Annotated in this window: 10 protein-coding genes; 7 read left to right on the forward strand and 3 right to left on the reverse strand. The window is 72.1% G+C overall.

Annotation, left to right across the window (positions count from 1 at the left end; all coding sequences use genetic code 11):
• Positions 1 to 79: 79 nt before the first annotated feature.
• Genes ETD85_RS34910 through ETD85_RS34930 form a run of 5 tightly spaced genes read left to right on the forward strand, consistent with a single transcriptional unit; the run spans position 80 to position 5,784 of the window.
• A complete protein-coding gene (locus ETD85_RS34910) occupies positions 80 to 1,405 on the forward strand; it encodes a cytosine permease (RefSeq protein ID WP_170246996.1) in 1,326 nt (441 codons plus the stop codon).
• Positions 1,402 to 2,394: an LLM class flavin-dependent oxidoreductase gene (locus ETD85_RS34915; protein WP_138694087.1), complete on the forward strand. Its 993-nt coding sequence runs from the start codon at positions 1,402 to 1,404 to the stop codon at positions 2,392 to 2,394. Before ETD85_RS34910 ends, ETD85_RS34915 begins: the two co-directional genes overlap by 4 nt.
• The gene (locus tag ETD85_RS34920) at positions 2,391 to 3,581 is read left to right on the forward strand and encodes a M24 family metallopeptidase (protein ID WP_138694088.1); all 1,191 of its coding nucleotides are present in this window, start codon (positions 2,391 to 2,393) and stop codon (positions 3,579 to 3,581) included. The genes ETD85_RS34915 and ETD85_RS34920 overlap by 4 nt, the downstream gene beginning before the upstream one ends.
• On the forward strand, positions 3,578 to 4,825 hold the full coding sequence (locus tag ETD85_RS34925) for a threonine synthase (protein WP_206058987.1): 1,248 nt from the start codon (positions 3,578 to 3,580) through the stop codon (positions 4,823 to 4,825). The genes ETD85_RS34920 and ETD85_RS34925 overlap by 4 nt, the downstream gene beginning before the upstream one ends.
• A complete protein-coding gene (locus ETD85_RS34930; protein ID WP_138694089.1) occupies positions 4,822 to 5,784 on the forward strand; it encodes an LLM class flavin-dependent oxidoreductase in 963 nt (320 codons plus the stop codon). Before ETD85_RS34925 ends, ETD85_RS34930 begins: the two co-directional genes overlap by 4 nt.
• Before the next feature lie 92 nt (positions 5,785 to 5,876).
• Here ETD85_RS34930 and ETD85_RS34935 read toward each other — a convergent pair whose 3' ends face one another.
• Positions 5,877 to 6,701 (reverse strand): phosphotransferase enzyme family protein, encoded by an 825-nt coding sequence (locus ETD85_RS34935; protein ID WP_138694090.1) that lies wholly within the window; start codon positions 6,699 to 6,701, stop codon positions 5,877 to 5,879.
• Positions 6,702 to 6,820: 119 nt separating this feature from the next.
• The gene (locus ETD85_RS34940; RefSeq protein WP_138694091.1) at positions 6,821 to 7,921 is read right to left on the reverse strand and encodes a serine hydrolase domain-containing protein; all 1,101 of its coding nucleotides are present in this window, start codon (positions 7,919 to 7,921) and stop codon (positions 6,821 to 6,823) included.
• A gap of 183 nt (positions 7,922 to 8,104) precedes the next feature.
• On the opposite strand from ETD85_RS34940, the gene ETD85_RS34945 reads away from it, so the two are divergent.
• On the forward strand, positions 8,105 to 8,779 hold the full coding sequence (locus ETD85_RS34945) for a GbsR/MarR family transcriptional regulator (RefSeq protein WP_170246997.1): 675 nt from the start codon (positions 8,105 to 8,107) through the stop codon (positions 8,777 to 8,779).
• 16 nt (positions 8,780 to 8,795) lie between these two features.
• Here the strand turns inward: ETD85_RS34945 and ETD85_RS34950 are convergent, their stop codons facing one another.
• Positions 8,796 to 10,316 carry an FAD-dependent monooxygenase gene (locus ETD85_RS34950; protein ID WP_138694092.1) on the reverse strand — a complete coding sequence of 507 codons (1,521 nt, stop codon included), beginning with the start codon at positions 10,314 to 10,316 and terminating at the stop codon, positions 8,796 to 8,798.
• Positions 10,317 to 10,681: 365 nt separating this feature from the next.
• Here ETD85_RS34950 and ETD85_RS34955 point away from each other — a divergent pair.
• On the forward strand, positions 10,682 to 11,466 hold a 785-nt coding region (locus ETD85_RS34955; RefSeq protein WP_206058988.1), incomplete at its 3' end, for an AfsR/SARP family transcriptional regulator.

The following is an 11,466-nucleotide window of genomic DNA, read 5'->3' on the forward strand; positions in this document are numbered from 1 at the left end:
GATTCCCAGCATCCCACGTGGTGAGGCGACGAGCGGCTGTCCGACTATGGAACAGCACAATACGGGCATGGGAGATGCGATGACCACACAAACAGCGGAGCAGAGCACGCTGGCCACCGATCTCGACGATCACGCGCTCGAACCGGTGCCGACAGACCGTCGCAAGTCCCTGCTGCAGATGATCATCATCCAGATCGGCTGGAACATCAGCGTCAGCAGCTTCCTGGTGGGCGGCGTCGTCGGCGGCGGCACGACGTTCGGCGAGGGGATGGCCGCGATCGTGGTCGGCAACCTCGTGCTGGCGATCGTCGCCGTGCTGGTCGGGCTCGTCGGCTACCGCACGGGTCTGTCCAGCTATCTGGCGGCCAGGGCGGTCTTCGGCCGGCACGGCGCGGCACTGGTGTCACTGATGCTCGGTGTCATCGCGATGGGCTTCATCGGCGTACTCATGGACACCTGGGGCGGCGCGGTCAGCAAGCTCATCCCGGCCGTGCCCCCGTGGGCGTTCGTGCTCGCCTTCGCGATCGCGATCACGTCCACGTCGATCTTCGGGATCAAGGGCCTGGCCCGGTTCTCGGCGATCGCGGTACCCATCGAGATCGCCATCGCGCTGGTGGCACTGTTCAAGATCGGCGGCGGGGACGGCGGCTTCGCCGAGGTACTCCAGCACGCGCCGGTGGTCCCGATCGGGTTCGCCACCGCGGTCGGAGCGGTGATCGCGACCTGGGTCACCGGCGCCGCGCTCGTCGGTGACGTGGCCAGGTACGCGAAGCGCCCGCGCGACGTGCTGATCTCGAGCTTCTGCGGGTTCATCGTCGGCGCCGGGGTGTTCGAGACGATCGCCACGGTCTCGGCGATGAAGGTCGGCAACAGCAACTTCGTGCTCGTCATGCAGGGTCTCGGGCTGCTGGCGCCGGCCGCGGTGATGCTGGTGCTCGCGCTGTGGAACACCGCGGACAACAACCTGTACTCGGCCTCGCTGGCGTTCACCAACGCGTCGACCGCCATCCGGCTGCGGCTGCGCAAGCCGGTGTGGAACGTCGTGTCCATCCTGATCGCGATCGCCGTGGCGTTCTCCGGGCTGGCGGGCTCGTTCCTGACGTTCCTGACCATCATCGGGCTGGTCGCACCGCCGTTCGCGGGCGTGCTGATCGCCCACTTCTGGGTGCTGGCGCGCCACAGCTCCGGCCGTGAGCTGCTGCGGAGCGCACCCGCGGTACGAGTCGAGGCGCTGGTCGCGTGGCTGGCCGCCGCCGTCCTGTCGAAGTTCACCGACGTGCTGCTCGCCGATCCGATCGAGGGTCTGGTGTTCGGTTTCGTGATCTACGCGGTACTCGGGTGGGGCGTGGTCCTGGTCAAGCGCCGCACGGGCGCGCCCGCCCTGCAGATTGGAGACGCATCATGAAGTTCGGACTCGGCGTGCCGACCGGCACCGAGGGTCTGATGTACCCGGTGCCGTACGCCGACATCGACCAGGCGGTCCGGCTCGCGCTCGAGGCCGAGCGGCTGGGCTTCGACTCGGTCTGGGGCAACGACCACGTGACGACCCAGGCGTACGTGCGGGAGGAGTTCGCCGAGCCGCCCCGCTACTACGACCCGTTCGGGTACCTCAGCTACGTCGCGGCCGTCACCGAGCGGATCCGGCTGGCCACCGCGATCATGGTGCTGCCGTTCCGCAACCCGGTGGTGGCCGCCAAGCAGGCCGCGACGCTGGACCGGCTGTCCGGCGGGCGTGCCGTGCTCGGCGTCGGGATCGGCGCGTACCGCGAGGAGTTCACCGCGATGAACCCCGGCGCCAAGCTGAACCGGGGCGAGCACGCGGCCGAGGCGATCCAGGCGCTCAAGGCGCTGTTCACCGAGCGCCGGGCCAGCTACCACGGCGCCTGGGTGTCGTTCGAGGACGTGGAGTCCTACCCCAAACCGGTTTCGACGCTGCCGATCCTGTCGGGCGGAAACGCGCCGGCCTCGCGGACCAGGGCCGCGCTGTACGGCGACGGCTGGCTGCCGGCCTGCCTCACCCCGGAGGAGGTCGCCAAGGGCGTCGCCGACCTCCGCGCCCAGGCCGAGGAGGCCCGCGGCGGCCTGCCGGCCGGTTTCGAGGTCGCCCTGCAGCTCGCGGTGTGCGTGGCGCCGACCATGGAGCAGGCGTGGGAGAAGTTCCGGGCCTCGCAGCTGCACAACCACATGGTCTCGCTGTCGAAGACCACGCTGAAGGACCAGGGCGTCGAGGACCTGGCGACCCGCAACCTGATCGGCACGCCGGAGAGCGTCCGCGAGCGGGTGGAGGCGTACCGCGCGGCGGGCGTCGACACCCTCGCCGGGCTGCTGTTCGCCGCCAACACCGTGGAGGAGACCATCGACGCGATGAGCGAGTTCAGTGAGGTGATCATGTGACCGGGCGTGCGACGGGGACGCTCGGCGCCCCGGCCGTCGACCAGGCCGAGCTGGCGGCACAGCGGCTGCGGCGGCTGCGCTCCGCACTGGCCGGCGCGCCCTTCGAGGCCGTGGTGCTCACCACCCCGGAGAGCGTCTTCTACGCCACCGGGTACCGGGCCGTGGCGGCGCCGCTGTTCCGCGCCCACGCGATGGCGGCGGTGGTGACCGCGGACGACCTCTGGCTGGTCTGCCCGGCCGCCGACACCGCACCGGCCGCCGACCTGGGCCTCCCGGAGGACCGCCTGGTGCCGTTCGGCCGCTTCTACTTCGAGACGGCCACGGGCTCCCCGCTCGCCGAGATGGCCGATCGGCACCCGGACCTGGCCTCCGCGCTCGCCACCGTGGTCAAGGCCGTGGTCGAGGCCGTGGGCGGCGGGCTCCGCTTCGGGGTCGAGAGCCTGGCCACCGTGGAGCTGCCCGGCGCGGCCGACGCCGCCGGCTGGGTCGCCGCGGTACGGGGCGTGAAGTTGCCCGGCGAGGTCGAGCTGCTGCGGTACGCGGCACGGCTCGCGCTCGCCGGCGTGCAGGCCGCGATCGACGCGGCCGCACCGGGGATCACCGAGCGCGAGCTGGCCGGGATCGTGGCCCAGGTCATGGTGGCCGGCGGCGCCGAGCCCCGCTTCCTGGTCGCGACGACCGGTCCGCGCTCCGCCCTCGCCGACGCCCACGCGGGCGAGCGTGCCTGGCGTCCCGGCGAGCTGGCGAGGTTCGACGTGGGCTGCGTGTACGCCGGCTACTGGTCCGACATCGGCCGTACGGCGGTGCTGGGCGAGCCGGACGCGACGCAGGCGAGCCGGTACGCCGCGATCCTCGACGGCCTCGACCAGCAGATCGCGCTGGCCAAGCCCGGCGTCACCGCCGAGGAGCTGTTCGACGTGGCCATGGACTCGGTCCGGCGCGGCGGCATCGGCCACTACCGCCGCCAGCACTGCGGGCACGGCATCGGCACCTCGGTTTACGAGCCGCCGATCGTCGCGCCCGGTGCCGGCACGCCGGTCGAGCCCGGGATGACCTTCTGCTTCGAGACGCCGTACTACGAGATCGGGTGGGGCGGGATGATGGTCGAGGACACGCTGGTGGTGACCGAGGACGGCGTCGAGCGGTTCATCGAGTCGCCCCGCGAGCTGCTGGTGGTGGACGCGTGACCAAGCACTACCTGAGCCGGCTCAGCTGCCTGCGCTGCGAGCGGCACTACCCCGACCCCAGCGTCGAGCTGCTCGGCCGCGGCTGCCCGTCGTGCGAGCACGACGGCGTACCGGCGAACCTGGTCACCGACTACGAGATCCCGGCGCTCGGCGCGGTCCCGGCCGACGACAGCCAGCCTGGCCTGTTCCGGCACCGGGCGTTGCTCCCGCTCCGCGACGACACGGCCGCGGTGAGCCTGGGCGAGGGCGGGACCCCGCTCGTCGGGCTGCCGGCGACGGCCGAGCGCCTCGGCCTCGGCGCGGTCTACGTCAAGGATGAGACGCGCAATCCGACCTGGTCGTACAAGGACCGGCTCGCGGCCGTCGCGATGACCAAGGCCGTCGAGCTGGGCGTGGAGGCGGTCGTGGTGGCCAGCACCGGCAACCACGGCGCGGCGGTCGCGGCGTACGCGGCCCGGGCCGGCCTGAAGTGCGTGGTCCTCACCGTCGCCTCCGTGCCGAGCACCATGAAGACGCTGATGCAGGTGTTCGGCGCCGACGTGGTGGCCCTGGACCGCGCGCCCGACCGCTGGGTGCTGATGCGCCGGCTGACGGAGGAGCGCGGCTGGCTGCCGATGTCCGGCCACGCCAGCCCGCCCGTGGGCTCGATCAGCTACGGGCTGGACGGTTACAAGACCATCGCCTACGAGATCGTCGCCGACCTCGGCCGGGTTCCCGAGTACGTCGTGGTGCCGGTGGCGTACGCCGACGGCCTGACCGGGATCTGGCGCGGCTTCGCCGACCTGGTCGCGCTCGGCGTCACGGACCGGCTGCCCCGGCTGGTCGCGGCCGAGCCGTTCGGTCCGCACCGGGACGCGCTCGCCCGCGGCGCCGAGGTCGCGGGACCGGTTCCGGCCGCGCCCTCGGTGGCGTTCTCGATCGCCTCGCCGTTCGGCACGTACCAGGGGCTGGCCGCGCTGCGCGCCACCTCGGGACACGCCGTCGCCGTGCCGGACGACGAACGGATCCTCGATGCCCAGCGACGGTTCGGCACCGAGGCGGGGCTCTACCTCGAGGCGTCCTCGATCACCACGCTGGTGGCCCTGGAGGAGCTGGTCGCGCAGGGTGCGGTCGCCGCGGACGCGACGGCCGTGCTGATCGGCACCTCGACGGGGCTGAAGGACGTCGGCGCCACGGCGGCCACGCTGCCCGGCGTGCCGGTGATCGAGCCCACGCCGTCCGCGCTGGACCGGGCGCTGCGGTGAGGCTCGCGTTCTCGATCTCCGGTCACCGTACGGCGTCCTCCGCCGTGCAGATCGCGCGCGCGGCCGAGGCCGCGGGATACGAGACGGTCTGGGTCACGGAGGACTACTGCGAGCGCGGCGCGTTCACCCTCGCCGGCGCCATCGCGGCCGCGACCGAGCGGATCAAGGTCGGCATCGGTGTGGTGAACCCGTTCACCCGGCATCCCGCGGTCATCGCCATGGAGTTCGCCACGCTTGAGGAGATCAGCGGCGGGCGGTCCCTGCTCGGGCTCGGTGCGAGCAATTCGCGGTGGATGACCGACCAGCTCGGGATCCCGTTCGACCGGCCGATCGGGCGGCTCGCCGAGGCCGTGGACGTGATCCGCGCGATGATGACCGGCGAGCCCGTGCGGTTCACGGGCGAGCACTTCACCGTGGACGCGACGCTCGCCTTCACGCCGCCGCGGACCGGTCCCCCGATCGTGCTGGGGGTCAAGGGGCCGAAGGCGATGGCGATGGCGGCGGGCCGGGCCGACGGGCTGCTGCTGTCGATCCTGTCCGCACCGCCGTACGTCGCGTCGGTCCGGGAACGGGTCGGGGCCGGTGTCGAGCTCTCGGCGTACCTCGGCCTGTCGGTGTCCGACGGGGATCCGGCGGCCGCGCGCGATCGCGCCCGGCTCGGCGTGGCGACGTACCTGGGCGTGCACGGCGACCACGAGATCACCCGGACGGCGGGGCTCGACCCCGAGCTCTGCACGGCGTTCCGGCAGGGGTGGCGCGACGGCGCGCCGCGCGTGGACCTGGTCGACGACGATGTGCTGGCGCTGTTCACCGCCGCCGGCTCCCGCGCCGACGCGGCCCGCTATCTGGCGCGGCTCGCGGGCAGCGGGCTCGACGTCGCGGTGGTCCGCGACGATCCGGCCGCGGACGTGCCCGCCCTGCTCCGCACCGCCGCCGAGCTGGCCCACGACGTCCGGTGATGATCGTTTAGGCTGAGGTGCGTGTGGTACGTGCTCACGGCAGTCCCCCCCTGTGGCACTCGATCCAGCCTCCCAACGGCACCGCCACCTGCTCAGCTGGATGCTCGGATCTGGCCGAGCCACTCCATCCCCAGCTGGCGGCCGTTCGGGAGTTGGTCGGCTCGATCCCAGCGCCACGCCGTGATCATCGCCAGCATGAGGATCCGGCACTCGCGCAGCAAGTCCTGATCGACGCCCGGATAATGCTCGCCGGCTTCTTCGGGCGCATGGGCGAGGTCGAATTCGATCGGCCCGCGGCAACACGTCTCGAAATCTATGAACAGCAGCCCGTTCTTCGTGTTGAGCACGTTGCCCGGGTGCGGCTCGCCGTGCAGCAGCTGCTCGGCGCCGCCGCGCCCGCCGATCGCCCGTCTCAGGTCGCGTAGCGTGCCGGCGAGCAGCTCCCGGTCGGCGTCGGCGAGCTCCGGGGTGCGGTCGCGGTCCGCCACGAGTTGCTGAGCCTGCTCGATCCGATCCGTGAAGTGCGGCGTCGGGACATCGAGCCGGCGCATGCCGGCGTGCAGCCGCTCGAGCGCACCGGCGTAATCGGCCGGTGAGACCTCTTGAGAGGTCACGGGCTCGTAGTAGGTCCACAGCGTGACCACGAAGCCGTCACGCTCGTGGACGCGCGGCTCCACCCGAGGCTCGAGAGCAGCCACCGGGCAGCCGGATTCGGCGAGCCGCTGAGCAACCTCGACCTCGAACTGTGCGATCTGCTGCGCCACGGGTGCCACCCGGGCCAGGACGTCACAAGGCAGCAGGCGCAGAGTGAGCTTGTTCGAGTCATGCAGCACGATCGCGTCGTCGGCTGCCAGGTCAAGTGATGAGGCGATCGACCTGGCCGCGGCCACCGCACGCGAGACCTCTGACGCCTGCATCGTCGCCTGACCCCTCTCCCCCGCGCTCTCCGAGCGGCGCGACCCGGGCCACCGTACCAAGTGGTCTGATCTGGGCCACGCCGGGCTCGGCGTGGCCCTGCACGGCGTACGGGCCCTGGTTAGTCGGCCGATCCGCCGCCGAACACCTCCTGCACGAGCTTCGCCAGCGCCTTCGGGAACACCTCCATCACGTCGATGTCGGCGTCGCCGCTGGTCAGCGAGGCGGTGAGGGTCTTGCTGCCGTCGGGGGTGCTGTACATCAGCGCCCCGTAGCCCAGGGTGCTGCCGTTGTGGTGGAAGATGACGCCGCCGGAGTCGGGGCCCAGGTCCTGTACGAACAGCCCGAGGCCGTAGCCGAGCATCCCGTGCGGCGTGCGCATCTCGGCCAGCAGCGGGGCCGGCAGGAGCTTGCCGGCCATCAGCGCGGAGATGAACGTCTGAAGGTCCTGGGTGGTCGAGATCAGGTCACCGGTGCCGGGCAGCAGGGAGGGGTTCTGGCGGGTGACGTCGGCCACCTTCCACTGGCCGGCGTCCTCGTAGCGGTAGTAGCCGTGGGCGTGCGGCCCGGGGATGTCCGCCTGGGCGCCCGGCGCCACGGTGTCCGACAGCCCGAGCGGCCCCAGGATCAGCCGCTGGATCTCCTCGGCGTAGGAGCGGCCGGTGACCGCCTCGACCAGCAGCTGGGCCAGCACGTAGTTGGTGTTGGAGTAGCCCTGGCCGGTCCCCGGCTCGAACCGCGCCGGCTTGGACAACGCGAACCGCACCAGCTCCTCCGGCTGGTAGGTGTGGAACCGGTTGTCCACCCACTCCTGGCCCACCGAGGGGAGGCCCGGCACGAACGTCCCGTCGGGGTCGAGCTCGCCCGTGTGGTTGTACACCCCGCTGGTGTGCTGCAGCAGCATCCGCACCGTGATCCGCCGGTCCAGGCCGAAGTGGGGCAGGTGGTCGTCCGCCGGGCTGTCCAGCTCGATCTTGCCCTCGGCCACCAGCTGCAGCACCAGGGTCGCGGTGAAGGTCTTGGTGCTGCTGCCGATCCGGAACCGCCCGTTCACCTGCGGCTTGGCATCCTCGCCCAGCTTGCGCACCCCGGCGGTGCCGGCCCATTCGCCCCGCTCATCGCGCACACGCAGCTGCATCCCGGCGAAACCGGCATCGACGAACTCCTCGACGGCCTGCTGCAGCTCCGGGCGGTCCTGCACGGTGTGGACGGACTCACTCATGATCATTCCTCGCTTTGCGATAGTACGTGTCTTGCGCCAGTCGAAAGCTACGTTGCATTCAGAGTCGAGTCAATCCACGGAAATGCATTTATGCAGGTAGACGGCGGTAAATTGCTGCAATGACGCTGCACTCAAAAGCAACGAAGAGTTGCAATGGGTGGCGGCGAAGGCAACACTGACGGCATGCCAGGACGACGACTGAACCAGCAGGACCGGCAGCGCATCGCGGCCGGGCTCGCCGACGGACTCTCCTACGCCGAGATCGCCAGGCGCCTCGACCGGCCGACCACGACGATCACCCGGGAGGTCGCCCGCAACGGCGGCCCCACCGGCTACCGGCCCCAGCAGGCCCACCAGGCGACGCTCCAGCGGGCACGGCGCGGCACGCCGGCCCCGCCGCCCGCGGCCGCACCGGCGGGCAGCACGGTGGAACAGGAGATCATCGAGATGGCGGTCAGATCGGGCATGCCGAGGACAGCCGCGCGCGTGCACCACGACCTGATGCTGTCCGAGGACGGCAGGCGCACCGCCGGCGAGCTGGCCCGCCGGCTGAACGTCAGCCCGGCCTCCGTCTCTGTGGCCGTGAACTACCTGGTCCAGCACGGTTACGCCCGGCGCGAGCGCGATCCGCGCCGTCGCCGCGACATCTACGTGATCGACAACGACGCCTGGTACCACTCCGTCGTGATCAGCAGGCGGCAGACCATCGAGACCGTACGGGCCACGATGGCGGCGGCCGAGAGCTTCGGGCTCGACAGCCCCGTGGGGCAACGGCTGTCCAAGACGGCGGCGTTCCTGGAACACGTCAGCCTGGACATGATCGAGTCCGCCGACCGCTGGCGCTCCCTCCTGGCGTGAACCGCCATGCGCCACCTCAGCTCGCCGGACTGCCGAACCAGCGGCCGGCCGCCCGCTCGAACGCGTCACGATCAGGCTCGCGATCACCTGCCCAGGCGACCACGCCGTCGGGCCGGACCAGCACGGCACCCAGCCCGAGGTCGTTCCTCGCCTGCCCGGCCGCATACCGGACCCGGCTCCCCCAGCCCAGCGCCGAGCCGCGCAAGCGTCGGCCGGCGCTGAGATCGAGCGCGACGCCGCGTCCGTCCCGCATCAGGTCGCCGAGGCGGGTGCCGTCCTCCAGGCGCAGGTCCGGGGCGTTGCGGCCGACCAGGGGCCGCTCGTCGCCGAGGTCGTAGCGGATCGACGATCCCGAGATCCTGCCGAAGGCATAGGTCGTCCCGTCACGGGTCGCGAACAGATCGCGGATCAGCCCTTGGACGGCCTGCGCGTGCGGGTCCGGCCTCATGACCGCCGCCTGGGCGCGCGTCCAGTCGAGCACCCAGGCGCCGATCGGATGGCGCTCGCGGGTGTAGGTGTCCAGCAGCCCCTCCGGCGCGTGCCCGTGCGAGGTCGCCGCGAGCTTCCAGCCCAGGTTCATGGCGTCGCCGATGCCGGTGTTGAGCCCCTGCCCGCCAAGGGGGGAATGGATGTGCGCGGCGTCGCCCGCGAGCAGGACGCGGCCCTTCCGGTAGGTCGTCGTCTGCTTCGCCCGGTCGGTGAAGCTGGAGGCGAGATGGACCTCGCTCAGCGTCACGTCGGTGCCGGACACGCGGCGCAGAACCGTCTGGAGATGGTCGCGGGTCGGCTGCCGCGAGCGATCGTACGCGCCGCCGTCGAATTCCATCATGCCGATGTGCCCTTCCGCGGGCATCCGGATGTACATGCCGGTCGGCGTCAGGTTGAACCCGGTGCTCAGCTTCCCGGGATCGTCGATGGTGACCAGCGCGGTGTAGCCGGTGAACTGCGGCTCGGTGCCGACGAAGTCGAAGCCCGCGAGCCCGCGCACCGCGCTGCGTCCGCCGTCGCAGCCGACGGCCCAGCGCGCCGCGTACTCATGCGCGCCGGCGCGCAGGACCACGCGCTCGTCGTCCTGGGTGAGAGCCGAGACCGTGACGCCGCGCCTGACCTCCACACCGAGCGTGGCTGCCCGCTCGGACAGCACCGCCTCGACCGTTTCGAGGCTGGTCATCACGCCCTCCTGCGCCGGGCTGGGCAGCCGGAACGGCAGGGCGGCGACCTCGACCTTGGCCGGGTCGAGCATCATGCCGGCGAAGTGGCCCACGCTGCGCGGGCGTGGTGGCTCGTCCGCGTCGGCGCCCGCGCCCGGATCGCCGTGCACGCCCGAGGCCGCCAGCAGCGGGGCCAGCATCCCGCGACGGTAGAACGCCTCGACCGACGCGGCGGACAGGCCCCGCATCCCGAGCGGGTGCGCCCGCCACGGTGAGCGGGCCTCCGGCTCCCGCTCCAGCACCAGGACGGAGCAGCCCGCGAGACCGAGCTCACAGGCAAGGAACAGACCGACCGGGCCGGCGCCCACGATCACTACGTCATGCACGTGAATTCCTCTTTCTTCAACGGTCAGCGATGATTCGGGCAGCTCACCCGAAGAGCGACAGGTCTATGGAGTCCGCCAGGGCCCGGTAGCCGGCGTCGCTGCCGTTCGTCGGGGTCATCGGTTGCCTCCGTTGTCGGTGATGGTCGTGGAGAGGCCGTCGGCCTCAGGCACGCAAAGCCTGAGGGGGGCCGCTCACACGGGGCACACACGGCGCTCGCACAGGGCATCCATGAGCCGGGGCACCCATGGCCCTTTCTGCGCTGCGCGTCAGGCGTGACGGCTAGAGGGTGGCGCTCGTGAGCAGGGGGAAAGCCAGGGCATGCCCTGATTTGGGGTCTTAAGGGGGCGCACGCGAAGATTGTGAGATGGACGGGGATGCGCGGCTTCGCGTCACGCTGCTCGGCGCCTTTCGGGCGTCTCGCGGCGACGCCGCCCTGCCCGTTCCTGGTGCGCGGTTGCGCGGCCTGCTCGTACGGCTGGCGCTGGCCGGCGGGCGCGCGGTCGAGCAGGGCGTCCTGGTCGACGCGATCTGGGCCGAGGACCCGCCGGCCGGCCCCGCCCACGCCCTGCAGACCCTCGTCTCGCGGCTGCGCCGGACCCTCGGCTCGGCCGGCGACGTCGCGCAGGTCGCCGGCGGCTACCGGCTGGAGGTGGACGTGGCCGACGTGGACGCGCTGCGGTTCGAGCAGCTCGCCGCCGCCGGCCGTGACCGCCTGCGCGCAGGCGACCCGAACGCCGCGGCGGCCGTGCTCGGCGAGGCGGTGGAGCTGTGGGGCGACCGTCCCGGCGCCGAGCCCGCGGTCGTCGCCGCGGTCGCGCCCGCCGCCGCGACCCGGCTGGCCTACGCCTCGGTCGAGGCCGTCGCCGATCTGGCCGTCGCCGAGCTGTCCCTGGGCCGTGCCGGCGAGGCCGCCGCCCGCTTGACCGCCCTGCTCGCCGAGCAGCCCGTCCACGAGCGGGCGGTCGCGCTGCTCATGGACGCGCTCGCCGCCCAGGGGCGCCAGGCCGAGGCCCTGGCCCTGTACGAGCGGGTCCGCGAGACCCTGGCCGGCGTGCTCGGCGCCGACCCGGGCACCGCCCTCCGCGAGCGCCACCTGCGCCTGCTGCGCGCCGAGCGGCCCGCCGCCGACACCATAGACACCGCCACCGC

Origin of the sequence: Nonomuraea zeae (assembly GCF_005889725.1) — a bacterium.
GTDB classification, from domain to species: Bacteria; Actinomycetota; Actinomycetes; order Streptosporangiales; family Streptosporangiaceae; genus Nonomuraea; species Nonomuraea zeae.